Raw genomic sequence first — 26,303 nt, forward strand, 5'->3', positions numbered from 1 at the left:
CACGCCGAGCCCGAGCCCGAGCGCCAGCCCGACCAGCACGCCGAGCCCGAGCCCGAGCGCCAGCCCGACCAGCACGCCGAGCCCGAGCCCGAGCGCCAGCCCGACGAGCACGCCCAGCCCGAGCCCGAGCCCGAGTGGCAGCCCGACGAGCACGCCGAGCCCGAGCCCGACCGGCAGCCCGACGAGCACGCCGAGCCCGAGCCCGAGCGGCACGCCGAGCCCGACCGCGACCCCCGGCGGCGGCACCACCACCACCACGACCACCTCGAACGGGTCGACCTCGAACGGCACGAACAGCACCACCACGGTCACCACCACCGTCACGAGGACCAGCACCCAGGTCGCGACCGTCCAGGTCACCTCGGTGAGCACGTCCACCACCACCATCAACCACGGCGGCGGTGGCGGCGGCTCGACTCCTCCGCCGCCAACGCCGGGCACCATCCCGTGGGCCAGGCGGCTGGTCGACGAGCTCTACCTCGAGGTGCTCTCCCGCACCGCGGACGGCGCCGGCGAGGCCTACTGGATCGACCAGGTGATGGCTCGCGGGCAGGGCCCGGTGGCCATCGCCCACGCCCTTCTCGGCTCCGTCGAGTACCGCACCAACCTGGTGCAGAGCGCCTACTGGCAGTACCTGGGCCGTGGCGGCGACAGTGCCGGCATCGCCTATTGGGTCGACGCCATGGGGCGCGGCACGACCGACGAGAACGTCCGGCTCTCCTTCATCGGCTCCAACGAGTTCTGGACCAACAGCGGCGGCAATCCCAGGGGGTACGTGGACACCCTCTACACCGCGGTGCTCCAGCGCACCGCCGAGCCCTCGGGCGAGGCCTACTGGGTCGACCGACTGAACCACGGCGCGCCCGCCTACTCCGTCGCCGCCTCGCTCATCGGCAGCACCGAGATGCTCGAGCAGCGCATCGCCGGCTACTACCTCACCTACCTCTCGCGCACCGCCGGCTCCCCCGAGCTCGCCTACTGGGCGGCCGCGCTGGCCGGGGGCACCCGGGACGAGGACGTCATCCTCGGCTTCGTCGGCTCCAACGAGTTCCTCTCGAGGATCTGACCGACATCACATGCCGCGGCCGGGCCGCCGCGGCGACGGCTTCCCCGCAGGGCGTTCGGGGGGTGTGACCCCCGGGCGCCCTGTTCGCGTTCCCGGCCCCCGGAGGGGTCGGGATCAGGCGACGAGGTCGCGCAGCCGGGCGGCGCGGGCGGGGTCGCGGAGCTTGCTGAGCGCCGTCCGCTCGATCTTGCGGACCCGGTCGCGGGTCATCCCCAGCCGCCGGCCCACCTCCTCGAGGGTGCGCTGCTGGTCGTCGGCGAGCCCGAACCGGAGCTGGAGCACCCGCCGCTCCCTGGGGGTCAGGGTGAAGAGCACGTCCTCGAGCTGACCGGTGAGCAGGCTGCGGGTCGCCGCCTCGATCGGCGCCTCGGCCTCCTTGTCCTCGATGAAGTCCTCGAGGCGCGAGTCGTCGCCGTCGTCGCCCACCGGGCTGTCGAGGGAGACCGGCTCGCGGGAGATCATCAGGAGCTCACGCACCTGCTCCGGGGTGACGCCCACCTCCTCGCCGATCTCCTCGTCGTTGGGGTCGCGCCCCAGCTCCTGGGAGAGGCGGCGCGAGACCCGGATCACCCGGTTGATCCGGTCGGTGACGTGCACCGGCACGCGGATCGTGCGCGACCGGTCCGCGATGCTCCGGGTGATCGCCTGGCGGATCCACCAGGTGGCATAGGTCGAGAACTTGAAGCCGCGGCGGTGGTCGAACTTCTCGACCGCCCGCATCAGGCCGAGGTTGCCCTCCTGGATGAGGTCGAGGAGGGGCAGGCCCCGCACCATGTACTTGCGGGCGATCGACACCACCAGCCGGAGGTTGGCCTCGATCAGGTGCTGGCGGGCGGCCTCGGAGCCGGCCTCGATCTGCTGGGCGAGCTCGACCTCCTGGCGCTTGGTGAGCAGGCTCACACGGCCGATCTCGTTGAGGTAGGCGCGCACCGGGTCGTCGAGGGCGGCGCTGCCGAGCTCGCCCTCCTCGACCGCACCGGCGGCGGCGCCGGGGGTCTCGAGCTCGTCGTCGGAGTCGTCGCCGACCGCGATGCCCATCGCCTGGAACGCCTCGGCCACGCGAGAGAGGCCGTCGGGGTCGCTCTCGATCTCGGGGAAGGCGGCGATGAGCTCGGTGGGCGTGAGGACGCCCTGGTCCCGACCCCGGAGGATCAGGACCTCGGCGCGGCCGACGAGCTCGTCGTCGATGGCGGCGAGGGCGCGGGCCGCCGGGGGCGGCATGGGGGCGGTCATGGTGGTCATACGTAGGGGAGCTCACGTAGGGATCGCTGCAAGACAACGGGCGGCGCACACGGCCGCTCTCACAGCATGCGGGCAGAGCCCTGACTCCACCCGTGCGCGGACACGAGTCCACCGCTCACCCACCACCATACCGCGGCGGCCCCGGAAACGCAAAGCGACCTCGCAACGAATCCTTCCGGCCCGTGGGCGGCCGGCGCCGGCTCGGCTCAGCTCAGCAGCTCAGCGTGGCAGAAACTCCTCGACCAGGTCACGGAGCGTCTGGCGGACCATGGCGGCGCCGTCGGGGTCGCCCTTGAGAAGCGCGCGGGCCATCGCCGTCGCCTGCTTCGAGGTGATGTGCGGGGGCAGCGGGGGCACATCCGGGTCGACCACCGCCTCGTAGACCACCGGCCGGTCGGCGGCGAGGGCCTCGTCACAGGCCCCGGCGACGTCCTCGGGCCGGTCCACGCGGATCCCGCGCAGCCCCAGCAGCTCCGCGTAGCGCGCGTAGGGCACGTAGGGGATGTCCTGCGAGGCCTCGAACTTGATGTCCCCGACCATCACCCGCTGCTCCCAGCTGACGAAGGCGAGGTCGCGGTTGTTGAGCACGAGGATGACCAGCCGCGGATCCTTCCATCGCCTCCAGTACTTGGCGACGGTGATCAGCTCGGCCATGCCGTTCATCTGCATGGCGCCGTCGCCGACCAGGGCGATGCAGGGGCGGTCGGGATGGGCGAACTTGGCGGCGATGGCGTAGGGCAGGCCGGTGCCCATGGTCGCGAGCGTGCCCGAGAGCCAGCCGCTCATCCCCGCGCGCAGCCGGATGTCGCGGGCGTACCAGCCGGTGGCGGTGCCGCAGTCGCAGGCGATCATCGCCCGGTCGGGGAGGCGGGAGGAGAGCTCCCAGAAGACCCGCTGGCCGTTCACCGGGTCGGCGTCGTTCATCGCCCGGGCCTCGACGACCTTCCACCAGTCCTCGACCCAGCCCTCGACCTGGCGCCGCCAGCCGCGGTCCTCCTGGCGCCGGAGCCGTGGCAGCAGCGCCCGCAGGGTGGCGGCGCTGTCGCCGAGGAGGTTGACCTCCATGGGATAGCGGAGGCCGAGCATGCGGCCGTCGACGTCGATCTGGACGCCCCGGGCGGCGCCCTCCTGGGGGAGGAACTCGGAGTAGGGGAGGCCGCTGCCGACCATCAGGAGGGTGTCGCACTGTTGCATCAGCTGCCAGCTCGGCCTGGTGCCGAGCAGGCCGATGGCGCCGGTGACCCAGGGGAGGTCGTCGGGGAGCACCGCCTTGCCGAGCAGGGCCTTGGCGACCCCGGCGCCGAGCAGATCGGCCACCTCGGTGACCTCGGCGGAGGCGTGGAGCGCCCCCTGCCCGACGAGGATGGCGACCCGCCGCCCCTGGTTCAGCACCTCGGCGGCGGAGTCGAGGTCGGCGTCGGAGGGCACCGCCGTGGACCGCGAGATGCCGAGCCCGGAGAGGGTGAAGCCGTGCTCGTGCGGCGGATGCGCCACCGCATCCTCCTCCTGCACGTCGGCGGGGAGCACGAGCGCGGTGACCGTCCGCCGGGACACCGCGGTGCGCACCGCCCGGTCGACGAGGTGGCGGACCTGAGCCGGGTGGGTGGCCACCTCGAGGTAGTCGCCGGCCACGTCCTTGAACAGCGACGGGAGGTCGACCTCCTGCATGTAGCTGGCGCCGAGCACCGTCCGCGGCTGCTGGCCGACGATCGCGAGCACCGGTCGGTGGTCGAGCTTGGCGTCGTACAGGCCGTTGAGCAGGTGGATCGCCCCGGGGCCGGAGGTGGCCAGGCAGACGCCCAGCTCGTCGGCGTACTTGGCGTGGGCGCAGGCGGCGAGGGCGGCGTTCTCCTCGTGGCGCATCTGCACGAAGTCGATGAGCCCATCGGAGCGGCGGATCGCGGCGGTGACCCCGTTGATCCCGTCGCCGGGGTAGCCGTAGATGCGCCGGACACCCCAGGAGTGGAGGCGCTCGACCAGGAAGTCCGCCACCGTCTTCGCCATCGGTGCTCTCCCGTCTCGGATCCAGAGGGGTCCAGTGTTCCCCATGTGTACCCGCGCTGAGCGCTGCCGTGGTGAGAACCGGGTGCCCGGCGGTTCGCACCTGGCCGCGCCGCGGCGACCCCGCTACCCTGGGAGCCGGATGAGAGCCGTGGCGGTCCACCCCAGCGCGCGGTCGATCGAGGTGGTCGAGATCGCCGAGCCGGCGCTCGCCGCCGCCGACGGCGTGCTCGCTCGGGTGCTCGAGGTCGGGGTCTGCGGTACCGACCGGGAGATCGCCGCCTTCGAGTACGGCACCCCGCCGGAGGGGGAGGAGCGGCTGGTCATCGGCCACGAGGCGCTCGCCGAGGTGGTCGACGCCGGCGTCGGGGTGACCGGGATGCGCCCCGGCGACCTGGTGGTGCCGATGGTGCGCCGTCCCTGCGGCCGGCCCCGCTGCCGCCCCTGTCGCGACGGCCGCCAGGACTACTGCGTCACCGGCGAGTACCGCGAGCGGGGCATCAAGGGCTGCCACGGCTACATGACCGAGCTGATCGCCGACGCCGAGCGCTACCTGGTCCCGGTGGCCGCCGAGCTGCGCGACGTGGCCGTGCTCGCCGAGCCGCTCACCATCGCCGAGAAGGCGCTGGAGCAGCTGCTCGCCATCCAGCGGCGCCTCCCCTGGACCCCGGAGGGCAGCACCGCGGTGGTGCTCGGCGCCGGCCCGGTGGGACTGCTGGGGGCGATGGCGCTGCTCCTCCGGGGCTTCCGCACCGTGGTCTACTCGCGGCCCTCGGAGTCGAAGGCCGCCCTCGCCCGGGCGATCGGCGCCGAGTACATCTCCTCCGAGGAGGTCGCGCTGGGCGACCTGCCCGGGCTGCTCGGCCCGGTCGACGCCGTCTACGAGGCAGCCGGGGTCGCCGCCCTCGCCGTCGACGCCATCTCGGTGCTGGGGCCCAACGGCGTGCTCCTGCTCACCGGCGTGCCCGGTCCGGAGCCGCCGCGCGACGAGGACGTGAGCGCGATCATGCGGCGGCTCGTGCTCGGCAACCGGGTGGTGGCCGGCACCGTCAACGCCGGGCGCTCCGCCTACAAGTCCGCCGCCGCGTCACTGCTCGAGCTCCACCGGCGCTGGCCCGAGCCGCTGCGGGAGATGATCACCGGCAGGCACGCGCTCGAGGAGGCCCCGGGACTGCTCACCCGCCACGGTGACGGCATCAAGGAGGTGGTCGCGGTGGGGAGCGGGGGCTGACCGGCGGCAGGAACGGTTCCCATTCGTGGCCGGGAAGCCCGCCGAGACAGTGCTGGCCGCACGCCCCGTCCAGCGGGTACGCTATGGCGGTGGAGCTCCACGACACCGTCGCAGCTCGCCTTCAGCAGGGCGACAGCCGGTACACCCGCCACCGCCGCGTGCTCATCGACGTGCTCACGGCGGCCCGGCAGCCGATGACGATCGCCGAGATCCTCGCGGTCGCAACCGAGCTGCCCCAGAGCTCGGTCTACCGCAACCTCGCGGTGTTCGAGGAGATCGGGCTGGTGCAGCGGCTGGTCGGCGCCGGCGACTTCGCCCGCTTCGAGCTCGCCGAGGACCTGCTCGGCCACCACCACCACCTGATCTGCAGCTCCTGCGGCACCATGCTCGACGTCGAGCTTCCCGACGAGCTGGAGGCGGAGATCGAGCGCGCGCTGACGACCCTGGCCCGGCGCCGTCGCTTCCAGCTGCACGGCCACCGCCTCGACCTGATGGGCCTCTGCAGGGACTGCGTCGCCGCGGAGCGGGCCTCCTAGCGCCTGACGGGAACGGTTCCCGTTCCGCACGTCGTGTCAGGGCACCGCCGCGGCGATCGGCGTCCAGCGGGCGCCGCCGTCGGTGGTGTGGAGCAGCAGCCCGGCGCTGGCCGGGCCGTCGGACCCGCCGATGAAGCCCTCGGTCGGGCTCACGAAGCTGATCGTGCCGGCGAGGTAGTCCTGCGGTCCGGTGACCCTCGACCAGGTCGCTCCCCTGTCGCTCGTGGTGTAGAGGGAACGGCTCTCGGTGAGGCCGCCGGGGCCTGCCCCCACCATCCATCCGTGGCCGGGGTCGACGAAGCCGCCCTGGAGCTCGGCCGCGGGCAGGCGGTGCGCCCCCCAGGTCGCACCACCGTCGTGGCTGACGAGGACGGCGGCGTCCTGCAGGGCGTTGCCCCCGGAGGTGATGCCGCGGTGCACGAACACGGCGGCGTCGGTGGGGGAGGTGAACTGCGGCGCGTCGGTGCGGTACCGGAGCGCCCCGGCGGGCACGGTGGACGGCGGCCCGGGGAAGCCGGGCAGCGGCTGCGGCGCCCAGGTCAGGCCGCCGTCGTGGGTGGCCTCGAGGAACACCCGGTCGCAGAAGGCTCCCAGCCAGCCGTGCTGGGGGTCGGCGAAGCTGGGCGCGGAGACCGGGCCCCCGCCCGGACAGGCGTCGGGGAGGGAGGTGATCGGCTGCCAGGTCGTGCCGCCGTCGACGGTCCGGTAGAGCACCGCCTGGTCGAGGCTGTTCGCCACCCCCGTCGTCGAGGTCGCGAACACCCAGCCGTGGGTGGCGTCGGCGAACTGGAGGTGCGCGGCGGTGCCCGCGACCTCCAGCGGCGGCGTGGTCGACCAGCTGCTGCCGCCGTCGGCGGTCGACCGCACCACGACCGTCTGTCCCCCCGGCGCATCCTGGCGCGGGTCGGCCTCGAGCACCCAGGCGTGGTCGGCGTCGTGGACGTCGGCGTCGACCGGCTGGCGGCCGTCCCGGAGCACGGTGGTCCAGCGGTCGCCCCCGTCGGTGGTGCGGATGACGTGGCCCCCGCGACCCGGAGGCGGGCTCTCCCCGGCGACCTCGAGCAGCGCCCATCCCACCGACGCGCTGACCATGTGGAGGTCGGCGAGCGTCCGGCCGCCGGCGGCCGGGGACGGGCTCGGCCCCGGCACGGTCGGGGACGGCCGGGCCGACGCCTGCGGGGCCGGCGACCCGCCGCAGGCGGCGAGCGCAACCAGGGCGAGCGCGACGGCCGGGGTCGAGCGTCGCACGCCTGCCTCAGTCCGCCTGGGCGGCCACCGTGACCGTGGTCATGACATCATTGACCTGGGTCGCGTGGGCCACCTCGAGCCCCCTGTCGACCGCGCCGAACAGGTTGTAGCTCTTCGGCAGCCGCGCGTCGTTGGCGATGCAGATGAAGAACTGCGAGCCGTTGGTGTCGGGGCCGGCGTTGGCCATCGCGACGCAGCCGTCCGAGTACTCGCCCTTGACCGGTTCGTCCTTGAAGGTGTAGCCGGGACCGCCGCTGCCATCGCCCTGGGGATCACCGCCCTGGACGACGAAGCCGGGGACGACGCGGTGGAAGTGCTGCCCGTCGTAGAAGTGGTTCCGGGCGAGGGCGACGAAGTTGTTCACGCTGAGCGGCGCCAGCTTCGGGTCGAGGCAGAGCACCATGGTCCCGCGGCCGGTGGTGATGGTCGCCGCGTAGAGCTTGGCCTGGTCGATCTGCATCGGCGGCGCGGCCGGGTACACGTGCGGGTTGGACGGCGGGTTGAGCGGCGCCATCGCGGTGCCGAAGCGGTGTCCGGTGCAGCTGGTGTGGGTGGCGATCGGGGTCAGCGACCCCGCTGGAGTCGGGACCGCGGTCGCGGTCGCGGTCGAGGCGCCGCCGGTGGTGTCCGAGGTCGACCCCGAGGTGGATCCGGAGGATCCCGAGGAGGAGCCGCAGGCGGCGAGGCCGGCCGCCGCCGCCACCGCGAGGAGGGCTGGAGTACGCATCCGCCGCAGGGTACGCGCTCGTGCCCGCAGCGTGCGAGGGTGCTCCGATCAGGGGGTCCGCGGGGGCGCCGAAGGGGTGCCGGCGGTCGTCACCGCCGGCACCCGAGGGGCTCGTGTCAGCAGTTCCAGTCGCGGTTCCCGTCGCGGTTCCAGTCGCAGCGATTCCCGTCACCGCGATGCCCGTCGCCACGGTCGCTCCGGTGGTCGCCGTCCCAGCCCCGGTCGCTGTGGTGGTCGCCACCCCAGCCCCGGTCGCCGCCGCGGTGGTCACCGCCTCGATCCCAGGACGCCGTCACCGCCGACGAGCTGGGCGATGCCGTCGACGCCAGCACCGTGGTTCCGGTCGTCACCATTCCGGCGAGGAGCGCAACTCCCACACCGGCCATGCGCAGTCCAAGCTTCATCTCATTCCCGCCTCGTTGGTTCCCATCCCTGGTCCTCGGACCAGGGCCCTCAATCTGCTTCAGTACTGAACTGTTCAGTACCGTAGCACAAGGGTAGTTCAGCGGTCAAATACTGGGGTACGATGAGCGCCATGACCTCGACACCAGCGGAGCTCGACGACGAGGAGGCCCGCACCTGGCGGGCGTACGCCTGCGCGGCGCGGCGGCTGTTCGCACAGATCGACCGCGACATGCAGCGCGACGCCGGCCTGCCGATCAGCTACTGGGAGCTGCTCCGCCACCTCGCCGAGTCACCGGGGGCGGCGATGCGGATGAGCGATCTCGCCGAGGCCACCCAGTCGGCGCCCAGCCGGCTCACCCACGCGGTCACCCAGCTGGAGTCCTCCGGCCTGGTGGAGCGCCGGCAGTGCACCACCGACCGGCGCGGCTCCTACGCGGCGCTCACCGAGAAGGGGCTGGCGGCGGTGGTGGCGGCGGGCGATGCGGCCACCCAGAGCCTTCGCACCCACTTTCTGGGATCGCTGTCGGCCGCCGACCTGGCGCGGCTGCGCGGCATCAGCGAGGCGATCCTCGCGCACCTGGATGGTGGCACCGGGTGCCCATCGGGGCAGAGGCTGCGCGCAGCCGGCGGGCAGCCGGCCGAGGTGGGTCCCGGGGTCTAGCTGCGGCCGCCCACGGCGGACGAGGTGAGTACGTGGACCGCGAAGGCCAGCACCGCGACGACCCCGAGGACCACCGCGATGACCACGATCACGGATCCGACGGACGAGTCGATGTCGGCCAGAAACGCCTGCCCAGCCTCGAACTGCATGACCGCCGTTCCTCCTCTGCGACCGGACGTGTCCCGCCTGGAGCGGGCCCTCCCGGGCAGCCGCATGATACGTCGAACATCGGTGCGCCGGCAGGCGGGGAGGCGGCGCCTGGTGGGCGCCGCCCCCCGTCGACGAGACGTGGTGGTGTCAGCCGGCCACTACGACGTGGATGACGTAGCTGCCCTGCGCCGGTGAGCAGAGCATCGCCTCGCCACAGGTGGTGCGCGTGGCGGTGACGTCGGCAGTGCCCCTGTGCATGGCGACGAAGGTGGCGGTGACGGTCCCGCAGCCCTGGCCGGGGACGCACGCGCCCGGCTTTGCGGGCTGGGTCGAGGTCTTGCCGAGCTGGTGGAGGACCTTGGGATCGGAGCTGCCCCGGACGGTCCAGTAGGTGCTGGCCAGCTTCAGCGTCACCCTGCCGCCGGAGCGGACGGTGATGGTCTTGCCGTTGTCCGCATCCGCGGCGGTGACGGCCTGGTGGCGGACGGTGGTGTGGTGCACGGTCGCGGCCGACGCGGAGATCGCCGGAGCGCTCCCGATCGCCAGCACCGCGGCGGCGCCCGCGGCACCGAGCAGGCCGCGGATGCGGCCCGGCATGTGGTTGGTGGTCATTCTTCCCCTCTCCTGGTTGCAAGCCCGCCGGTCTGGTCGGTGCCTCGCCGGCACCCTGGTCGTCTCTCAACACGCACCGGAGGGCCGGTTCGGATGAGGTGCCGCTCAGGTCCGCGGCTCGGGGCGGGGCAGGCCGAATCCGGCGAGCTCCCACCACTCCGGCCGGTGGGGCTCGGCGGCCGCTGCCGGGAGCGGGGCCGCCGCTCTCCGGCCGGCCGGGCGGGGCGCCGGGCGCGGGTGCGGCAGCGGGGCGCGATGCCGGGGCGGGCAGAGCGCGGTCCGGGCCGCCGGCGTGCTCAGAGCGGCGATCACGGCGGCGCCGAGCAGCAGCGGGCAGGCCCCCACCGCCACCCCCCGGGCCAGCGCCGCCGCGCCCGCGAGCGCGCCGAGCGCCTGCGCCGCCAGCGCCACCGGCCGTGCCCAGGGGAGCGCGCGGCGCAGCCCCAGGCTGGCGGCGAGGAGGCCGGCGAACCCGGCGAGCAGCGAGGTGCAGACCAGGATGGAGCCGGCCACCAGGAGCAGCGGGGCGCGCAGCCTCCAGCCGATGGCCAGCGACAGGAGGATGGCCAGGCCGGTCCCGGCGATCCCGGCGGCCGCCTGCGCGAGCACCGCGCCGGCGGCGAGCCGGACGGAGAGGGGGAGGTCACGGCGGGCCCGTGGCACGATCGCCTCGCTGTGAACGGCTGGACACCGTGGAGCGTATGACGTCGGTACCCACGCCGTGCCCGACAGTCTCGACAGCCTGCGGGGAGGGTCGTCGCCGGTGGCGTTGGTACTATTCTGACTGTCAGAAGATAGCCCGTCGATCTAGGAGACGAGCGATGAGCGACGCCATCCTCGACCCCCCTGTCGACCCGACCATCGAGGTGGACGAGGGCCACTCTCCCGTGGAGATGCGCATCTGCCCCGGCTGCGGCAAGCCCGAGCCGCAGTGGAGGGAGAACCTCGGCGCCGGATACCTCGACGGCGACGGCCACACCTACTGCTGCACCGGCTGCGCCCAGGAGACCGGCTGCACCTGCACCTGAGCCCCGGCGGGAGCCGGGCTCCGTTGCTCACCATCTGAACACGGGACCCTTGCCCGCCGCCGCCGCCCGCGCTAGTACAGAGGCGACCGGGTCACGGACGAGCGGGTGCGTCCGGCCGCGCGTCGCTGAGAAGGAGCCCGAGATGGCGACCACCGGTGAGTTCAGGGGGACGGCGGCCGCCGGTCCCGTGGTGCACGCGACGTTGGAGGTGAGCGAGCCCGTCGAGGTCCGCGTCGGGGCCGGCGGCGATCCCATCGTGCTCGGCCTCGCCTGCTTCGCGGTCGCCGCCACCACGCTGGGGATGGTGCTCATCGGGGTGGTGCCGCTCACCGCTCTCGCCATCATCGTCCCGATCATCGCGGGGGCGACCGGGTTCTTCCAGGTGATCGCGACCGTCTGGGCGGTGGTCCTCGGCCAGACATTCGTCGCCGTCGTGTTCGGGCTGTTCTCCGGGTTCTGGCTCAGCCTGACGCTGCTCCTGCTCGGCCTCGGCCACGGCTGGTACGGCATCGCCGCCGCCGACGTCGTTCACTGCGAGGCGCTGTACTTCATCGCCTGGGCGACGATGTTCACCTTCCTGCTCATCCCCAGCCTGCGGCTCCCCGCGGTGTACCCGGCGATCGTCGCCGACGTGGTGCTGGCGCTGATCGCGGTCACCGCGGCGGTGTGGAACGGCTCGGCGGGGGGCTTCAAGCTCACCGGGTGGGTGCTGCTCGCCGGCGCCGGCCTGGGCTACTGGGGCTTCCTCCACGTCGCCTCGCTGGCCCTGGGCGGGAAGCCGACCCCGCCGCTCGGTCCACCGCTGGTCCGGTAGCCCGCGATGTCGGCCCAGACCTTCGACGCCGTGCTCGAGTTCGCCCTGCTCGGGCTGTTCGTGGGGGTGTGCGGCTACGCCGCCCGCCTGGTGCTCACCACCGTGCGCGGCGACCATCTTCAGCGCCCGGAGTCCCCGGCGCCTCGCGAGGAGGCGCCGGGGCCGGACTAGAGGGTCAGTGGCTCCTCTTCTTCGCGACCGGGAGGCCGGTCGTGGGGTCGAGGATCAGGGTGCTGCTGCTCGGCTTGTGGAAGTCCATCATCTGGCTCAGCGATCCGGCGAAGGCGTCGGCGGAGCCGTCACCGATGCGGGCCAGGCCCCAGTTGTCCTCGATGAACCGGACCACCGAGCTCTGGTCGGTGGCGGCGTGGTCGACGAAGTTCTGCTTGGAGAACGGCGAGATCACCAGCAGCGGCAGCCGCTGGGCGTAGCCGCACCGGGCATTCTCGACCTGGCCGCCGAACCCGGTCGGGATCTTGCCGTCGGCGGTGCCGCCGCACATCCCGGGGTTGGTGAGGGTGTCGAGCGTGGTCTGCGACTGGAACAGGACGGGCGGGATGACGTGGTCGTACCAGCCGTCGGAGTCGTCGTAGGCGATCACCACCGCGGTCGACTTCCAGGTGGGAAGCTTCTGCAGCTGGTTGATGGTGTTGACCACGAAGGTCTGCTCGTCGAGCGGGTCGGAGTAGCCGGGGTGACCGTCCTGGTAGGCGGGGGCCTTGAGGTAGGACACGCTCGGCAGGTTGCCGGCGTTCGCCGCGGCGAAGAAGTCGGCGGTGTCGTACTGGTGGTTGGCCTGGTCCTGGTGGCCGACCGCCGCCACCGAGGCCGGGGGCAGGTGCTGCGGGTTCGCGGTCGACTGGTAGTACTGGAACGGCTCGTGGTGCGGGATGTAGTCCCTCACCGTGGCGCCGCCGATGTTGGTGTGGGTGCCGTTGCACAGCACCGAGGGGGTGAGGTTGTCGCTGGCCGGGTTGCCGGGGACGTAGCCGGGGCTGGCGAAGCCGCCGGTGAAGAAGCCCCAGGTGAGCCCCTGCACGCCGAGCTCGTCACCGACGGTCCTGCCGCCGTGCTGCTCGGTGATCGCGTTGTTGCTGCAGACGTCGAAGTAGGGGTCGGAGTCGCCGTAGGTCGTCCCGGCGTTCGCCACCACGGGAGCGACCGAGCCCGGGGTTGCCGGGGTCGAGCCCGCCGTCCCCACCGGCGGGGGGCAGTCCGCCGGCGCGTGGTACACCGCGAAGGCCGCCGCCGGCCGTGCGCAGTTCACGCCGAAGGTCTGGCCGCTGACGACGTTCATCGCGCCGGGGGTGGACGGGCCGAAGCCGGTGGCGAAGGAGCTGTCGCTCATCGCGAAGCGCTGGGCGTAGTTCCACATCCCGGTCACGGTGTTGCCGTCGTAATAGTCCATGACCGCGTAGTTGCCCGGGGTCGGCGCCCCGCCGAGGCACTCGCCGAGGGTCTTGCCGGTGCCGTTGGGCCGGCCGGTGAACTGGACGTACCTGTCGGCGGCGCCGTGGTCCATCGCCGACTGCTCGTCGGTGTAGCCGTGGCCCATGTCGCAGGTGAGCGCCTGGGAGCGGTCGAGCCGCTGGGGGTTGCCGAGGTTCGGGTTGGCGGTCAGCAGCGCGCCGCTCAGCCCGTCCACCGTCGGGGTGCCCCGCTTCGCGGTGAACGCGGGCTGGCCCACGGGGTTGAGCGCCTTCGGGTAGGTGCCGAAGTAGTGATCGAAGGAGACGTTCTCCTGGAAGATCACGACCAGGTGCTTGATCGGCGTGGTCGTGCCCACCGCCGCCGCCGGGTCCCCCGGCTTCTTCGCCGCGGTCGCGGTCACGCCCGCGGACACGCCCGCGAGCCCGACCACGGCGGCCATCCCCACGACGAGAGTCGATCGTCGTCTCTGCATGTCTCTCCCTTCCCTGTTGCCGTGCGCAGGCCATCTGCCTGCCCGAGTGACAACGGGGATGACTGTCGAAGTCCTGCAGAGATGAGCAGTGGGGGAAGCCGTGGTGAAGAACCGCCCTCCGAGGTTGTTAAGGACCGGTCACCCTGGTACGGGATCCCGTCGCCCACTCGCCGAGCACCCGCGCATAGAGCGCCTCGGTCCGCGCGGCGATCACCCGCCAGTCGAAGTGCTCGACCACCCGGCGCCGTCCGGCCCGGCCCATCCTGCGGGCGCTCTCCGGGTCGGCGACCAGCTCGTCGACGCGCGCCGCCAGCCCGCTCGCGAAGCGCTGCGCGGCGGCGGGATCCGGCGCGGCGCCGCTGACCGCCTCCACCTCGCAGGGCACGAGGTACCCGGTCTCGCCGTCGACCACGATCTCGGGGATGCCGCCGACCGCGCTGGCCACCACCGCGGTCTCGCAGGCCATCGCCTCCAGGTTGACCAGGCCGAAGGGCTCGTAGACCGACGGGCAGACGAGCACGCGAGCGTGGGTCAGGAACTGGATCACCTCGGGCCGGGGCAGCATCGTCTCGGTCTCGATCCACACCACCCCGCCGCGCCGCCGCTGCGCCCGCTCGTAGAGGCCGCGCGCCTCGGCGGCGATCTCCGGCGTGTCCGGCGCCCCGGCGAGCAGCACCAGCTGGGCCGCCGGGTCGATCAGCGGCGCCGCCTCGAGGAGGTGGACGATGCCCTTCTGGCGGGTGATGCGTCCGAGGAAGAGCACGAAGGGCCGCTCCGGATCGACGCCGTGGCGGAGCAGCGCGTCGGTGTCCGGCACCGGCCGGTACTCCTCGGGGTCGATGCCGTTGTGGATCACCTCCACCCGCGCCGGGTCGATCGCCGGGTAGCAGGAGAGCACGTCGCTGCGCATCTGCCGGGAGACGGCGATCACCGCGGCGGCGCCCTCGAGCCCGGTGCGCTCGCAGAAGCGGGAGAGGGCGTAGCCGCCGCCGAGCTGCTCCGCCTTCCACGGGCGCAGCGGCTCGAGGCTGTGGGTGGTGGCGACGTGGGGCACCTCCCAGAGCAGCCCGGCGAGGTGGCCGCCCAGATTCGCGTACCAGGTGTGCGAGTGGACCAGGTCGGCGCCCTCGACCCCCCTGGCCATCGCCAGGTCCACCGACATCGTCTGCAGCGCCGCGGCGCTCGGAGCGCTCCCCGCCAGCCGCTCCCAGGGCTGGTAGGTGGCCGCCACCAGCGGCGACTCGCGCGGCGCCCCGAAGCAGTGCACCTCGAGGTCGACCCGCCGGGCCAGCTCCCGGGAGAGGTACTCGACGTGCACGCCGGCGCCGCCGTAGACCTCCGGCGGGTACTCGCGGGTGAGCAGCGCCACCCTCATCCTCTCAGGGGGCTCATGTCGGCTCCTCGATCACCTGGCGCTTGCCGATCACCACCACGCCGCCGTCCGACACCGTGAAGCGGGCGCGGTCGCGCTCGGGGTCGACGCCGATGCGGGCCCCGGGCGGGATCACCACCTGCTTGTCGACGATGGCGCGACGCACCACCGCGTCCCGGCCCACCTCGACCGAGTCGAGGAGCACGCAGTCCTCCACCAGGGCTCGCGAGTGCACCTGGACCTCGGGCGACAGCACCGAGCGCCGCACCGTGGCGCCGGAGACGATCACCCCCGGGCTCACCATGCTGTCGACGGCGACGCCGCGGCGGTCCTCGTAGTCGAAGACGAACTTGGAGGGGGGCAGCGGGATGTATGCGGAGTAGATCGGCCAGGCGCGGTTGTACAGGTTGAAGATCGGGTGCACGGACACCAGGTCCATGTGGGCGTCGAAGTAGGCGTCGAGGGTCCCGACGTCGCGCCAGTAGCCACGGTCGCGCTCGGTCTCCCCGGGCACATCGTTGGTGGTGAAGTCGTAGACCGACGCCTGGTGCCGGTCGACGAAGCGGGGGATGATGTCGCCGCCGATGTCGTGGCGGCTGCTCCCGCTCCGGGCGTCCTGGGCGAGCACCTCCATCAGCGGCTGCACGGTGAAGACGTAGTTGCCCATCGACGCGTAGACCATGTCCGGCGCGTCGGGCAGCCCCACCGCGTCGGTGGGCTTCTCGCGGAACGCGTGGATGCGGCCCTGCTCCGCCTCGATGACCCCGAACTGGTCCGCCTGGTCGAGGGGGGCGCGGATCGCCGCCACCGTCGCCTCGCACCCTGACGCGATGTGATGCGCGATCAGCTGGCGCGGGTCCATCCGGTAGATGTGGTCGGCTCCGACCACGATCAGGTGGGTGGGGCCCTCGTCCTGCAGGAGGTTGAAGTTCTGGTAGATGGCGTCGGCCGAGCCCGCGAACCAGTGGCGGCCGCGACGCATCTGGGCGGGGACGGGAGCGACGTAGTTGCCGAGCAGGGGCGACAGCCGCCAGGTCTGGGTGATGTGGCGGTCGAGGCTGTGGCTCTTGTACTGGGTCAGCACCGCGATCCGCAGGTGGCCGCCGTTGACGAGGTTGGACAGGGCGAAGTCGACGAGCCGGTACACGCCGCCGAAGGGCACCGCGGGCTTGGCCCGGTCGGTGGTCAGCGGGGACAGGCGCTTGCCCTCGCCGCCGGCGAGGACCATCGCGAAGACAGAGGGCTGGGGGTGCTGGGCCATTGGGCGATCCTGGCCCCATCGTGCACCACCGTGGCCGCCGCGCGCGCGTCTCCGATACCGGACATTGACACAGAAGTGGCGCCTGCGCAGTATCACACGCACCGTGGGGCGCGGCGGGGCCCACCACTCGGTCGAGATCACATGGGGGAGGTGGTGGTGACGACGAGCACAGCTGACGGACCTCGGACGGCCGAGGAGACGGCCAAACCCCCGGAGGCGGTCCGGACCCGCACCGTGTTCTCCCTCTCCCTCGTCCTGGCGATCGCGCTGGTCACGCTGGTGGCCGGGGTGGTGGGCGGCCGGGCGACCGGCTCGTCGACCGGGTCGGGCGGAGGCGGCGGCGCCGCCGGGGCGGTGAGCGGGAAGAAGGTCGACGTCATCATCAAGGCGAGCGACTCCTCCTTCTGGCAGGTGATGCTGGCCGGAGCCAAGCAGGCCGGAGGCGACTTCGGGATCAGGGTGAGCACCTTCGGCCCCACCTCGGAGACCAACATCGACCAGCAGGTGCAGCTGGTCGAGAACTCCATCTCCCGCGGCGCCCAGGGCATCGTCATCGCCGCCAACTCGTCGGGGGCGCTGAACTCGGTGATCGACCGGGCGCGCAAGGCCGGGATCAGGGTGATCACCGTGGACACCCGGGTGACCACGGCGTCCGAGGCCTTCGTGGGCACCGACAACATCAAGGCCGGCAGCCGCGCCGGGCAGCGGATGTGCGACCTCCTCAAGGCGCGCGGGAAGACCGCCGGGACGGTGATGATCGAGTCGTCGGTGGCCGGGATCCAGTCGCTGGCCGACCGTGACGCCGGTTTCCGCCAGGGTCTCGCCGGCGCCTGTCCCGACGTGACCGCCTCGGCGGAACGCTACAACAACAACGACATCAACACCGCGGCCTCCCAGGTCAACGACGCGCTGACCTCCAACTCCCAGCTGCTCGGGGTGTTCGCCGACAACAACACCTCGGGCGTCGGCGCCGCGCGCGCGATCAAGGACAACCAGCTGGCCGGCAAGGTCGCGGTGGTCGCCTTCGACTCCGACGCGCAGGAGAACGCCGCCCTGGCCTCCGGCACCATCGACGCGCTGGTGGTGCAGAACCCGTACTTCTTCGGCTACCAGGGGGTGGTGCTGGCCGGGATGGCGATCGTCAATCGCATCCCGCCGCGCGACATCGACCCCGGCGCGGTGGTCGCCGACAAGGCGAACATGAACCAGCCCGACGTGAGGCTGCTGCTCGAGCCCCCGACCGCCAAGGCCGGCTCGTGAGCACCGCCGCCCCGGCTCCGCCCGCCACCGCGGTCCTCGAGCTGCGCGACGTGTCGAAGGCCTTCGGGCCGGTGCAGGCGCTCAGCAACGTGTCGCTGCGGCTGCTGCCCGGCCAGGTGCACTGCCTGGCCGGCGAGAACGGCGCCGGCAAGTCGACGCTGATCCGGGTGCTGACCGGCGCGCTGCGCCGGGACGGCGGCACCTACGAGATCGACGGCGAGCCGGTCACCACCGCCGCCCCGGCCACGCTGCGGGCCGCCGGGGTGCAGGCGGTCTACCAGGAGCTCAGCCTGCTTCCCCACCTGTCGGTGGCCGAGAACCTGTTCATGGGCAGGCTGCCCTCCCGCCGGGGGCTGGTCGACCGCGCCGAGCTGAACCGCCGTTCCCGGAAGGCGCTCGCCGAGGTGGGTCTCGACCGGGTCGACCCCACCGCCATCGTCGAGGGGCTGTCGGCGGCCACCCGGCAGCTGGTCGAGATCGCCAAGGTGCTCACCGCCGACTCGGTCAAGGTGATCGTCTTCGACGAGCCGACCACGGCGCTGACCGAGGCGGAGTCCGCCCGGCTGCTCGCGCTGATCCGGCGGCTGCGCAGCGAGGGCGTCGCCATGCTCTACGTCACCCACCGGCTCGAGGAGATGTTCGAGATCGGCGACTGGGTGACCGTGCTCCGCGACGGCGGCCTCTCCCAGAGCGGACCGATCGGGAACTACGACGAGGACCGCCTGATCACCGCGATGGTGGGCCGCGAGGTGACCGCGCTCTATCCTCCCTCGGAGCGGCGCGAGGAGGCGAAGCCGCGGCTCCGGGTGCGCGGGCTGCGGCGTCTTGCCGGTGGACCCAGCATCGACCTCGACGTCGCCGAGGGGGAGATCCTCGGGATCGGCGGGCTGCTGGGCTCCGGCCGCAGCGAGCTGCTGCTCTCGATCTTCGGCGCCGGTCCGATCCACGACGGCGAGATCCAGATCGACGGGCGGGTGGTGAAGCCGCACGGACCGCGCAGCATGATGAGCGCCGGCGTCGGCCTGCTCACCGAGGACCGCAAGGTGCTCGGCCTGCTCCCGGAGCTGTCGATCCGGGAGAACGTCACCATCGCCAGCCTGCGCAGCGGCTCGCGCCACGGTCTGCTGCCCGGGCGGGAGCAGGCCGCCGAGGCCGACGCGCTGCTCGACAGCCTGCGCCTGCGCGCCGGCTCCTACGACCAGCCGGTGTCGACCCTGTCGGGGGGCAATCAGCAGAAGGTGCTGCTCGCCCGCTGGCTGCTCACCAAGCCCAAGGTGCTGGTCTTCGACGAGCCCACCAAGGGCATCGACGTCGGTGCCAAGGGGGAGCTCTACGCCGTGATCCGTGACCTGGCCGACCGGGGGCTGGCGATCGTCGTCGTCTCCTCCTATCTTCCCGAGCTGCTCGGCCTCGCCGACCGGGTCCTGGTGCTCCGCGGCGGCGCCGTCGCCGGCGAGCTCGGCAGGGCCGCCTCCGAGGAGGACGTGCTGCGGCTCGCCAGCGGCGGCGCGAGCCGGGCGAAGCCCTCGATCCCCGCGCCGGGGCAGGTGACCAGCGATGCCTAGGCTGATCTGGCGCGAACCCATCCTCACCACCACGATCACCAGCGCACCGGCGGCGACCGCGCCCGCGGGCGACGCACCGGCGCCGCCGCGCACCCGGGTGCTCACCCTCGGCGACATCGCCGGCCGCGAGAGCGGCGGGCTGGTGGTGCTGCTCGTCGCGGTCGGCGCCCTGACGCTGGCGAGCAACGAGTTCCTCACCGGGGGCAACCTCTCCAACCTGGCGCGGCAGGTCGCGATCTTCGGGATCATCGCCGTCGGCCAGCTGCTGGTGATCCTCACCGCGGGCATCGACCTGTCGGTGGGCTCGGTGCTGGGCCTGTCCGGCGCGGTCACCGCGCAGCTGCTCGTCGCCGGGATGGCGGCGCCGGTCGCCATCCTCGTCGGGCTGGCCATCGGTGGCGCGCTGGGGGTGGCGAACGGGCTGCTGGTCACCAGGTTCAAGCTGCCCCCCTTCATCGCCACCCTGGGCATGCTGGGCATCGCCCGCGGGGTCGTGCTGGTCATCACCGACGCGAAGACGGTGCAGGGAAACGGGCTGCCCGACGCCTTCCAGGCGATCGCGAACGGCACCATCCTCGGCATCCCGAACCTGCTGATCATCGCCGTCGCGGTGACCGTCGCGGTGTGGTTCATGCTCACCCGCACCGTCTTCGGCCGGTACATCTATGCGGTCGGCTCCAACCCGGAGTCGGCGCGGCTCGCCGGTGTCCCCGTCGCCATGGTGACGGTCGCCGTCTACGCCATCTCCGGCCTGCTCGCCGGGCTCGGCGGGGTGCTGCTGACCTCCCGCCTGGGTGCGGGCATCCCCACCGCCGGCACCGGGTTCGAGCTGAACGCGATCGCCGCCTGCGTCATCGGCGGCGCCAGCCTCTTCGGCGCCAAGGGCAGCGCCCTCGGCGCCGCGGCCGGAGCGCTGATCATGGGCGTGCTGAACAACGGCGGCAACCTGCTGGCGATCAACGCGTTCTACCTGCAGATCGCGATCGGCGTCCTGATCCTGGTCGCGGTCGGGTTCGACCAGATGAACACCCGGAACGCCCAGCGGGGCAGCTGACCGGCGGGAGCGCCGCAATGACAGTCGTCGTTCTCGGCGAGGCGCTGATCGACCTCGTCGAGGCGCCGGACGGGTCCTACGTCGCCCACCCCGGGGGGTCTCCCGCCAACACCGCGGTCGCGCTGGCGCGGCTGGGCACGCCCGTCGCCTTCGCGGGACGCCTGTCCGGCGACGGGTTCGGGCGCCGCCTGCGCGCCCACCTCGAGACCAACGGGGTCGACCTCGGTCTCAGCGTCGACGCGGCCGAGCCGACCACGCTCGCGGTGGTGGAGCTCGACGCCCGCGGCGGCGCCGGGTACACCTTCTATGTCGAGGGCACCACCACGGCGACCTGGGCGGCGTCGGAGCTCCCCACCGACCTCCCCGAGCAGGTGAACGCGATCCACACCGGGTCGGTGGCGCTCGCGCTGCCCTCGGGGGCCGAGGCCATCGGCGACCTGCTCCGGCGCGAGCAGGGCCGGCGTGCGATCTCCCTCGACCCCAACGTGCGCCATCCGTTCGCCGGCGATCGCGAGACCTACCGCCGCCGCCTGGAGGGCTGGTTGAGATGCGCCAGCCTGGTCAAGGTGAGCCTGGAGGACCTCCAGTGGGTCCACCCCGGCGAGGCGGTCACCGAGATCGGCCGGCGCTGGCGCGGGCTTGGACCCGCGCTCGTGGTCGTCACCCTCGGCGGGGCGGGGTGCATGGCGTTCGTCGGTGGCGAGGAGATCACCCGTGCGGCGACGCCGGTGACGCTCGTGGACACCATCGGTGCCGGCGACTCGTTCACCGCGGGCCTGCTCGACTGGCTGGACCGGCACCACCGCCTCGGCCCCGCCGGCCCCGCGGCGCTCACCGCGCCCGAGGTGGTGGCCGCGTTGGACTTCGCGAGCGAGGTGGCGTCGATCACGGTGAGCCGGGCCGGGGCGGACCCGCCGTTTCGGCGGGAGTTGGGGGACTGATCCCCGGCCGGACGGGACCGTGCAATCCCTCCGGCGACGTCGGTGAGGTGCATCTCACCCTGCGGCTACATGTGGCAGAAACATGTGTGGACATGTCCACCCGGCGCGCAATCGCGCCCAGAGCGTCGCCATGCAACGCGGCGGAAACGACCGCAGTGGCGAGTGATTAAGGTCTCTCGCCGCGCGTAGGTTGCGCGCAATCCGGAGCGTCGAGTCGGTGCCCGCCGCAGTGATGCGGCAGACCGGCACAGAGCCGGCGAATGGGTCGAGATCATCCGCAGTGGAAGGTGTACCGACATGCTCAAGTTCCTCACCGTACGAGGTGCCGCGCTCATCGCCCTGGCGACGCTCACGGGCTGCGCCAGCGCCGCCGTGCTCGAGCGGCCCCTGGCCGCGAATGCGCCCACGGTGGCGACGGCGCCGCAGATCGTCGAGGCCGCGGGCACCTCGCCCGCGGTCCTCGACACCTCGCAGCCCACCCCCGCGGCCACATCGATGCCCATGCCGGCGACAACTCCGACAGCCATCCGCTTCCGCCCGGCGCCGTTACGGCCGGCGCCGGTGCGGACGCCGGTGACCAGGGCGGTCCCGGCGGCGGTCGCCGCACTGCCGCCGCACCCCGCCGCTGCGCTGCGGCCGCTCACCGCCGCGAGCGGCAACTGGTCCGGGTACGTCGAGGCCGGCTCCTTCTCGCAGGTCTCGGGGTCGTGGACCGAGCCGACCGTGCGCTGCACCGCGCCGGACGCGACCCTGGCGCTCTGGGTGGGCCTGGGCGGCGACGGCTCGCTGCCGCTGTACCAGGCGGGGTCGGGAGCGATGTGCCGGAACGGGTCGCCGGTGCACTTCCTCTGGTACGAGCTGCTCACCGCCGCGCAGCAGCCGCCGCAGGTGATCGTGCGCGAGATCGCACCCGGCGACGTGGTCGCGGTCTCGGTGGGCCTCCGCGGCGCCGGGGGCGGCGGCAGCATCCAGCTGGCCGACCGCACCGCCGGCTACGCCACGACCGTCGGCTTCGCCGCCCCGGAGACCACCCTCGACACCGCCGAGTGGATCACCGAGGCGACCACCACGCCGTCGACGGGCACGATCACCCCGCTCGCCGACTTCGGCACCGTCGACTTCCACTCCTGCACCGCGAACCAGGGCACGGAGGGAATCGGGAGCGCCGCTGCCGGTCACCTCACCGCGCTGCTGCTCCACGACGCCAGCGGAGGCACCGCCACCCCCGGCGGCGTCAGCCCCGACGGCTCCGGGCCCGGCGGCTCCTTCTCCGTGACCTACGGTCGATGAGCTACGACGCGACCACGTTGCCGCAGCTGATCGGCGTGAACTCCGGCCCGTTCAGCCCGGGTCCGCGGTGGACGTTGACGTACCAGGTGCCGAACTCGGGAGCGTCCTTCACGGTGGTGGTCGACTCGGCGTGGCCCTTGGCGTCGGCCTGCAGCGCGGTGAGCGGGATCGCCACCGAGCCCTGGGCCTCGCAGCGGCCGTTGTGGATGTGCGCCGGGTGGGACGTGCTCGGCTCGAGGCCGTCGAGCACGACCTTGACGGTGAGCTCCCTGGTGCCGGGGTCGCGGATGAGGGTGGCGGTGCCGGTGACGTTGTCGCCGGCGGCGCCGTTCGGTCCCATCGCCAGCTGCCCGGGATGGCCGGTCAGGTCGGCGCAGACGATCGACTTCTTCTCCGCCGGGGTGCCGGTGGTCGGGCCCGTGTGGAAGTGCACGTAGGCGCCGGTGGGCACGGCGGGCACGTTCGGCACCTTGGTGGTGACATCGACCACACCCTTGTCGTCGGGCATCCCCGGGTTGAGGGTGTAGAGGATGTCGCCGGGCGCCCCGGCGCAGGTGCCCTTGTGGATGTGCGAGGGCATCGCCACCTTGGGCGCAGCGCCGGTGACGTGGAGGCTGACGGTGAGCACCTGGGTGCCGGCGTCGTAGGCGATGGTGGCGGTGCCGGTGGGGACGTGGGCCAGCTGTGCCGACGCCTTGGTGGCGGCGGCGGCGCCGCCGCCGGCGGAGGGCTGCGCCGAGGGAGGGGGGGCGCTGCCTCCGCAGGCGGCCAGGGCGGCGGCCGCGGCCAGGGCACCGAACACACCACGACCCGTGCGCGTACTGATCACCGTCAGCCTCCTCTCAGCTCCACATCCTCGCGACGCGCGATTCTAGCCGGGCCGCCCCCCGGTGGGGGAGGGGTGGGCCCGGCTCAGCCATCCAGCTGGGCCAGCCGGCCGGCGAGGAAGTCGCGCTCGACGGCGTTCTCGGTGAGCGCCAGCGCCTCCTCGTAGGCCACCCGCGCCTCGGCGGTACGGTCGAGGCGGCGGAGGAAGTCGGCCCGGGCCGCCGCCAGGTAGCTGTAGCCGGCGAGCTGCGGCTCGGCCGCCAGGGCCTCGAGCGCCACCAGCCCCGCCTCGGGGCCGCGGGCGAGGCCGAGGGCGACGGCGCGGTTCAGCGCGACCACCGGTGACGGCCAGAGCTGGGCCAGGAGGTCGTAGAGGGCCACCACCTCGCGCCAGTCGGTGTCCTGCCAGCTCGGTGCCTCGGCGTGGACGGCGGCGATCGCCGCCATCAGCGCGAACCGCCCCGGCGGCCGGCGCCGCAACGCCTCCCCCACCAGGGCGAGGCCCTCGCCGATCGCCCGCCGGTCCCACCGGGCGCGGTCCTGGTCGGCGAGCAGCAGCAGCCGGCCGTCGTCGCCCAGCCGGCTGGCCCGGCGGGCGTCGGTGAGCAGGATCAGCGCCAGCAGGCCGGCGACGTCGGCGTCGGCGGGGAGCAGGGTCCGCAGCATCCGGGCCAGGTCGAGGGAACGCTCGACCAGGTCACCGCGGACCAGGCCGTCGCCCACCGGGGCGGTGTGCCCGGTGGTGAACAGGAGGTGCACCACGGTGAGCACCGCCTCGATGCGGGCGGGCAGATCCTCGGCGGGCGGCACCCGGTAGGGGATCCGCGCCGCCGCGATCTTCCTCTTGGCCCGGGTGATCCGCGCCGCCATGGTGGGCTCGCTCACCAGGAAGGCGCGGCCCACCTCCGCGGTGGTGAGCCCGCAGAGCAGCCGCAGGGTGAGCGCCACCTGGCTCTCCAGGGCGATCGCCGGATGGCAGCAGGTGAAGATCAGCCGCAGCCGGTCGTCGGGGACATCGTGCTCGCCGGTCTCCCCGGGCCCGGGGGCGACCTGGTCGTCGAGGAGCAGCGGCAGGGTGCGCCGCAACTGCTCCTGCCGGCGGAGCAGGTCGACGCCGCGCCGCCGCGCCACCGTGGTCAGCCAGGCGCTGGGATTCGCGGGGATGCCGCGGGACGTCCAGGTGCTGAGCGCCCGGGCGTAGGCGTCCTGCACGCACTCCTCGGCGAGGTCGATGTCGCGGGTGGTGCGCACCGTCGCGGCGAGCACGAAGGCCCACTCGCGACGGTGCGCCTCGGCGACCGCCGCCGCCACCGCGGAGGCGGCCGCCGGAGGCGCGCCGGTCAGTCGAAGACCATCACGGGGCGAACCTCGACGCCGCCGAACCGTGCGGGGACGTCCTTGGCGATGGCGATCGCCTCGTCGAGGTCGGCGGCCTCGACCATGTAGTAGCCGCCGAGCGCCTCCTTGGTCTCGGCGAAGGGGCCGTCGGTGACCGCCACGTTGCCGGCGGCGTCGCGGCGGATCGAGGTGGCGGTGCTCGTGGGCTGGAGCGCGTTGCCCCCGCGGAGCACGGCGCCGTGCTTGGTGCCGAAGTCCTGGTGTGCCTTCATCACCTGCTCGAAGGTCGCCTGCTCGGCGTTGGCATAGGACGCCTCGTCCTCGTGGATCAGGATCAGGTACTGCGCCATGGCCTGTTCGTCTCCCTGCTGGCCCGGCTGTTGGGGCCTCATGCTACCCCGACGAATGGAAACCGCCCGGATCGACAGCCCGCGGCGACGAGATCACCTGACCACGTAGAGGGCGAGCATCCCGGCGGAGATGTGGTCGGCGACGTGGCAGTGGTAGAGCCAGATGCCGGGGTCGTCGGGGACCATGTCGGCGACCACCATGGTCGCCGGCAGCAGCGCCACCACGTCGGTCCGCATCCCCATCGCCAGCACCGTGTTCCCGTGCCAGTGGGGGGTGTGGAGGTCGACCTCGGTGCCCATGCCCATCACGTACCAGCGGACCCGCTCGCCCCTGCGGATGTCGAGGTCGGGGAGGTTGCCGAACACGTAGCCGTTGATGGCGTGCTTCTTGTTGCTCTCGACGAAGTCCGGGTCGTCCCTCCTCACCGTGGCCGGAGCCGAGGTGTGGGTCCTGATGTTGTCGTCCAGCCAGGGGCTGCGGTTCTCGTCGGAGACCATGAACATCGTGACCAGCTCCCGGTCGGCGTCCCTGGGGCTGCCGTCGGGGCGGGCCATGCCCCGCCGGGTGACCACGATCGCCCCCATCAGACCGGCGTAGGTGTCGGCGACCTCGTCGGTGTGGGAGTGGTACATCCACATCACCGAGCTCGGGTCCATCGGCCCCGGCCCGGCCCGCTCGGGGACCTGCCACACGTAGGTGTGCATGCCGCCCTGGGGCACCGAGTCGTCCGCCCTGTCGACGCCGCTGGTGCCGTCGGCGTAGGCGGCGCCCTCGGAGGCCTTGTCGTAGAACACTCCGTGCGGGTGCATGCTCGCCGGGCGCGAGGTGTGGTTCGTGAACACCACCCGGATGGTGTCGCCGACCTCGGCGTGGATGACCGGGCCGAGCAGCCCGAGGTGCTTCCACGCCTCGGGGCGGGGCGCCGGCGTCGTGAAGGTGGCGTCGGTGTACTCGCGGAACACCGACTTCGTGTACACCCGCCCGATGCGGCCGGGGCCGGTGGCCATGTAGGTGTTCTCCGCGTCCCCGAAGGGCTGCCCGGTGACCAGGTTGCGGCCGGCCGGCGCGTAGTCCCAGGCCACCTCGTCGGCGGCGATGTAGTGGAGCCGGACCTGGCCGGCGCCCGCCGCGGCCGCCAGCCGGCCGGCGGTGGCGGTGCCGTTGCCGCTGCAGCCCGCCAGCAGCCACCCGCCGAGCGCCAGCAGCAGCAGGCGGGGGCACCGCCCTCCCCACACCCCTCGTGACATCACAGCCTCCCTTGCCTCGGTATAAGTGCGCGCTTAGGTCAGGCTAAGCGCAGCCGTAAGGCTACCCTGACCAGCCGCCGACTTCAACCTGCGCGGGGCCGTGGAGCGCTTGACGTGCGGCTGCCTGCGGGGTAGTTTACAGGTAACTAACACGCAACTTAGGGGAAACTAA

At 72.9% G+C, this 26,303-nt stretch carries 28 protein-coding genes; 12 read left to right on the top strand and 16 right to left on the bottom strand.

The features are described 5' to 3' along the window. The coding region (locus VGL20_11695) for a hypothetical protein (protein ID HEY2704345.1) at positions 1-378 on the bottom strand (378 nt) is incomplete at its 3' end. Between VGL20_11695 and VGL20_11700 the strand changes: the two genes are divergently transcribed. Beyond that, complete coding sequence (locus tag VGL20_11700) at positions 365-1,066, top strand: DUF4214 domain-containing protein (protein HEY2704346.1); 702 nt, start codon at positions 365-367, stop codon at positions 1,064-1,066. The genes VGL20_11695 and VGL20_11700 overlap by 14 nt on opposite strands. Positions 1,067-1,180: 114 nt before the next feature. Here VGL20_11700 and VGL20_11705 read toward each other — a convergent pair whose 3' ends face one another. Both VGL20_11705 and VGL20_11710 read right to left on the bottom strand, forming a co-directional pair. Beyond that, complete coding sequence (locus VGL20_11705) at positions 1,181-2,287, bottom strand: sigma-70 family RNA polymerase sigma factor (protein ID HEY2704347.1); 1,107 nt, start codon at positions 2,285-2,287, stop codon at positions 1,181-1,183. Between the two features lie 240 nt (positions 2,288-2,527). Next, entirely contained in the window at positions 2,528-4,312 is a 1,785-nt protein-coding gene (locus VGL20_11710) for a thiamine pyrophosphate-requiring protein (GenBank protein HEY2704348.1), read from the bottom strand. A gap of 139 nt (positions 4,313-4,451) precedes the next feature. Between VGL20_11710 and VGL20_11715 the strand changes: the two genes are divergently transcribed. Beyond that, positions 4,452-5,540, top strand: a complete 1,089-nt coding sequence (locus VGL20_11715) for a glucose 1-dehydrogenase (GenBank protein HEY2704349.1) — start codon at positions 4,452-4,454, stop codon at positions 5,538-5,540. Between the two features lie 89 nt (positions 5,541-5,629). After that, positions 5,630-6,076 (top strand): Fur family transcriptional regulator, encoded by a 447-nt coding sequence (locus tag VGL20_11720; protein HEY2704350.1) that lies wholly within the window; start codon positions 5,630-5,632, stop codon positions 6,074-6,076. Positions 6,077-6,112: 36 nt separating this feature from the next. Here the strand turns inward: VGL20_11720 and VGL20_11725 are convergent, their stop codons facing one another. The 3 genes from VGL20_11725 to VGL20_11735 all read right to left on the bottom strand — a co-directional run bounded on the left by VGL20_11725 (position 6,113) and on the right by VGL20_11735 (position 8,455). Beyond that, a complete protein-coding gene (locus tag VGL20_11725) occupies positions 6,113-7,324 on the bottom strand; it encodes a hypothetical protein (GenBank protein HEY2704351.1) in 1,212 nt (403 codons plus the stop codon). Between the two features lie 7 nt (positions 7,325-7,331). Continuing rightward, positions 7,332-8,051 (bottom strand): peptidylprolyl isomerase, encoded by a 720-nt coding sequence (locus VGL20_11730; protein HEY2704352.1) that lies wholly within the window; start codon positions 8,049-8,051, stop codon positions 7,332-7,334. Between the two features lie 116 nt (positions 8,052-8,167). Then, positions 8,168-8,455 (bottom strand): hypothetical protein, encoded by a 288-nt coding sequence (locus VGL20_11735; protein ID HEY2704353.1) that lies wholly within the window; start codon positions 8,453-8,455, stop codon positions 8,168-8,170. A gap of 131 nt (positions 8,456-8,586) precedes the next feature. On the opposite strand from VGL20_11735, the gene VGL20_11740 reads away from it, so the two are divergent. Further along, positions 8,587-9,117, top strand: coding sequence for a MarR family transcriptional regulator (locus VGL20_11740; GenBank protein HEY2704354.1), 531 nt, complete (start codon positions 8,587-8,589; stop codon positions 9,115-9,117). Here VGL20_11740 and VGL20_11745 read toward each other — a convergent pair. The 3 genes from VGL20_11745 to VGL20_11755 all read right to left on the bottom strand — a co-directional run bounded on the left by VGL20_11745 (position 9,114) and on the right by VGL20_11755 (position 10,542). Next, a complete protein-coding gene (locus VGL20_11745; GenBank protein HEY2704355.1) occupies positions 9,114-9,266 on the bottom strand; it encodes a hypothetical protein in 153 nt (50 codons plus the stop codon). The genes VGL20_11740 and VGL20_11745 overlap by 4 nt on opposite strands. Positions 9,267-9,414: 148 nt before the next feature. Beyond that, the gene (locus tag VGL20_11750; protein ID HEY2704356.1) at positions 9,415-9,879 is read right to left on the bottom strand and encodes a hypothetical protein; all 465 of its coding nucleotides are present in this window, start codon (positions 9,877-9,879) and stop codon (positions 9,415-9,417) included. Between the two features lie 105 nt (positions 9,880-9,984). Next, complete coding sequence (locus VGL20_11755) at positions 9,985-10,542, bottom strand: hypothetical protein (protein ID HEY2704357.1); 558 nt, start codon at positions 10,540-10,542, stop codon at positions 9,985-9,987. A gap of 158 nt (positions 10,543-10,700) precedes the next feature. Between VGL20_11755 and VGL20_11760 the strand changes: the two genes are divergently transcribed. The 3 genes from VGL20_11760 to VGL20_11770 all read left to right on the top strand — a co-directional run bounded on the left by VGL20_11760 (position 10,701) and on the right by VGL20_11770 (position 11,892). Further along, positions 10,701-10,907 carry a hypothetical protein gene (locus VGL20_11760; protein ID HEY2704358.1) on the top strand — a complete coding sequence of 69 codons (207 nt, stop codon included), beginning with the start codon at positions 10,701-10,703 and terminating at the stop codon, positions 10,905-10,907. Between the two features lie 142 nt (positions 10,908-11,049). Next, positions 11,050-11,721, top strand: coding sequence for a GPR1/FUN34/YaaH family transporter (locus tag VGL20_11765; protein ID HEY2704359.1), 672 nt, complete (start codon positions 11,050-11,052; stop codon positions 11,719-11,721). A 6-nt stretch (positions 11,722-11,727) separates the two neighbouring features. Further along, on the top strand, positions 11,728-11,892 hold the full coding sequence (locus VGL20_11770) for a hypothetical protein (protein HEY2704360.1): 165 nt from the start codon (positions 11,728-11,730) through the stop codon (positions 11,890-11,892). A 4-nt stretch (positions 11,893-11,896) separates the two neighbouring features. Here the strand turns inward: VGL20_11770 and VGL20_11775 are convergent, their stop codons facing one another. From VGL20_11775 to glgC, 3 genes are all read right to left on the bottom strand, one after another. Further along, positions 11,897-13,624: an alkaline phosphatase family protein gene (locus VGL20_11775; GenBank protein ID HEY2704361.1), complete on the bottom strand. Its 1,728-nt coding sequence runs from the start codon at positions 13,622-13,624 to the stop codon at positions 11,897-11,899. A gap of 127 nt (positions 13,625-13,751) precedes the next feature. Further along, positions 13,752-14,999 (bottom strand): glycogen synthase, encoded by a 1,248-nt coding sequence (gene glgA / locus VGL20_11780; GenBank protein HEY2704362.1) that lies wholly within the window; start codon positions 14,997-14,999, stop codon positions 13,752-13,754. Between the two features lie 13 nt (positions 15,000-15,012). Continuing rightward, positions 15,013-16,257, bottom strand: coding sequence for a glucose-1-phosphate adenylyltransferase (gene glgC / locus VGL20_11785; GenBank protein ID HEY2704363.1), 1,245 nt, complete (start codon positions 16,255-16,257; stop codon positions 15,013-15,015). A gap of 234 nt (positions 16,258-16,491) precedes the next feature. Here glgC and VGL20_11790 point away from each other — a divergent pair, with 234 nt between their 5' ends. The 5 genes from VGL20_11790 to VGL20_11810 all read left to right on the top strand — a co-directional run bounded on the left by VGL20_11790 (position 16,492) and on the right by VGL20_11810 (position 22,367). After that, positions 16,492-17,517, top strand: a complete 1,026-nt coding sequence (locus VGL20_11790) for an ABC transporter substrate-binding protein (GenBank protein HEY2704364.1) — start codon at positions 16,492-16,494, stop codon at positions 17,515-17,517. Next, on the top strand, positions 17,514-19,082 hold the full coding sequence (locus VGL20_11795; protein ID HEY2704365.1) for a sugar ABC transporter ATP-binding protein: 1,569 nt from the start codon (positions 17,514-17,516) through the stop codon (positions 19,080-19,082). Before VGL20_11790 ends, VGL20_11795 begins: the two co-directional genes overlap by 4 nt. Next, entirely contained in the window at positions 19,075-20,136 is a 1,062-nt protein-coding gene (locus VGL20_11800; GenBank protein HEY2704366.1) for an ABC transporter permease, read from the top strand. Before VGL20_11795 ends, VGL20_11800 begins: the two co-directional genes overlap by 8 nt. Positions 20,137-20,153: 17 nt before the next feature. Next, entirely contained in the window at positions 20,154-21,077 is a 924-nt protein-coding gene (locus VGL20_11805) for a carbohydrate kinase (GenBank protein HEY2704367.1), read from the top strand. Between the two features lie 297 nt (positions 21,078-21,374). Continuing rightward, positions 21,375-22,367 carry a G1 family glutamic endopeptidase gene (locus VGL20_11810; GenBank protein HEY2704368.1) on the top strand — a complete coding sequence of 331 codons (993 nt, stop codon included), beginning with the start codon at positions 21,375-21,377 and terminating at the stop codon, positions 22,365-22,367. A gap of 1 nt (position 22,368) precedes the next feature. Here VGL20_11810 and VGL20_11815 read toward each other — a convergent pair whose 3' ends face one another. From VGL20_11815 to VGL20_11830, 4 genes are all read right to left on the bottom strand, one after another. Beyond that, the gene (locus tag VGL20_11815) at positions 22,369-23,196 is read right to left on the bottom strand and encodes a CHRD domain-containing protein (GenBank protein ID HEY2704369.1); all 828 of its coding nucleotides are present in this window, start codon (positions 23,194-23,196) and stop codon (positions 22,369-22,371) included. An 83-nt stretch (positions 23,197-23,279) separates the two neighbouring features. Then, complete coding sequence (locus VGL20_11820) at positions 23,280-24,506, bottom strand: DUF6596 domain-containing protein (GenBank protein HEY2704370.1); 1,227 nt, start codon at positions 24,504-24,506, stop codon at positions 23,280-23,282. A 29-nt stretch (positions 24,507-24,535) separates the two neighbouring features. Then, positions 24,536-24,883 (bottom strand): YciI family protein, encoded by a 348-nt coding sequence (locus VGL20_11825; GenBank protein ID HEY2704371.1) that lies wholly within the window; start codon positions 24,881-24,883, stop codon positions 24,536-24,538. Between the two features lie 93 nt (positions 24,884-24,976). Then, positions 24,977-26,131, bottom strand: coding sequence for a multicopper oxidase domain-containing protein (locus VGL20_11830; GenBank protein HEY2704372.1), 1,155 nt, complete (start codon positions 26,129-26,131; stop codon positions 24,977-24,979). Positions 26,132-26,303 lie beyond the last annotated feature (172 nt).

The organism is Candidatus Dormiibacterota bacterium (assembly GCA_036495095.1).
Lineage (GTDB): Bacteria > Chloroflexota > Dormibacteria > Aeolococcales > Aeolococcaceae > CF-96.

Excerpts from the sequence above, each read along its gene's own strand:
- VGL20_11705 (HEY2704347.1), bottom strand. The coding sequence starts at position 2,287 with ATGCCGCCCCCGGCGGCCCGCGCCCTCGCCGCCATCGACGACGAGCTC.
- VGL20_11710 (HEY2704348.1), bottom strand. The coding sequence starts at position 4,312 with ATGGCGAAGACGGTGGCGGACTTCCTGGTCGAGCGCCTCCACTCCTGG.
- VGL20_11715 (HEY2704349.1), top strand. The coding sequence starts at position 4,452 with ATGAGAGCCGTGGCGGTCCACCCCAGCGCGCGGTCGATCGAGGTGGTC.
- VGL20_11730 (HEY2704352.1), bottom strand. The coding sequence starts at position 8,051 with ATGCGTACTCCAGCCCTCCTCGCGGTGGCGGCGGCGGCCGGCCTCGCC.
- VGL20_11735 (HEY2704353.1), bottom strand. The coding sequence starts at position 8,455 with ATGAAGCTTGGACTGCGCATGGCCGGTGTGGGAGTTGCGCTCCTCGCC.
- VGL20_11740 (HEY2704354.1), top strand. The coding sequence starts at position 8,587 with ATGACCTCGACACCAGCGGAGCTCGACGACGAGGAGGCCCGCACCTGG.
- VGL20_11745 (HEY2704355.1), bottom strand. The coding sequence starts at position 9,266 with ATGCAGTTCGAGGCTGGGCAGGCGTTTCTGGCCGACATCGACTCGTCC.
- VGL20_11750 (HEY2704356.1), bottom strand. The coding sequence starts at position 9,879 with ATGACCACCAACCACATGCCGGGCCGCATCCGCGGCCTGCTCGGTGCC.
- VGL20_11760 (HEY2704358.1), top strand. The coding sequence starts at position 10,701 with ATGAGCGACGCCATCCTCGACCCCCCTGTCGACCCGACCATCGAGGTG.
- VGL20_11765 (HEY2704359.1), top strand. The coding sequence starts at position 11,050 with ATGGCGACCACCGGTGAGTTCAGGGGGACGGCGGCCGCCGGTCCCGTG.
- VGL20_11770 (HEY2704360.1), top strand. The coding sequence starts at position 11,728 with ATGTCGGCCCAGACCTTCGACGCCGTGCTCGAGTTCGCCCTGCTCGGG.
- VGL20_11775 (HEY2704361.1), bottom strand. The coding sequence starts at position 13,624 with ATGCAGAGACGACGATCGACTCTCGTCGTGGGGATGGCCGCCGTGGTC.
- glgA (HEY2704362.1), bottom strand. The coding sequence starts at position 14,999 with ATGAGGGTGGCGCTGCTCACCCGCGAGTACCCGCCGGAGGTCTACGGC.
- glgC (HEY2704363.1), bottom strand. The coding sequence starts at position 16,257 with ATGGCCCAGCACCCCCAGCCCTCTGTCTTCGCGATGGTCCTCGCCGGC.
- VGL20_11800 (HEY2704366.1), top strand. The coding sequence starts at position 19,075 with ATGCCTAGGCTGATCTGGCGCGAACCCATCCTCACCACCACGATCACC.
- VGL20_11805 (HEY2704367.1), top strand. The coding sequence starts at position 20,154 with ATGACAGTCGTCGTTCTCGGCGAGGCGCTGATCGACCTCGTCGAGGCG.
- VGL20_11810 (HEY2704368.1), top strand. The coding sequence starts at position 21,375 with ATGCTCAAGTTCCTCACCGTACGAGGTGCCGCGCTCATCGCCCTGGCG.
- VGL20_11825 (HEY2704371.1), bottom strand. The coding sequence starts at position 24,883 with ATGGCGCAGTACCTGATCCTGATCCACGAGGACGAGGCGTCCTATGCC.
- VGL20_11830 (HEY2704372.1), bottom strand. The coding sequence starts at position 26,131 with ATGTCACGAGGGGTGTGGGGAGGGCGGTGCCCCCGCCTGCTGCTGCTG.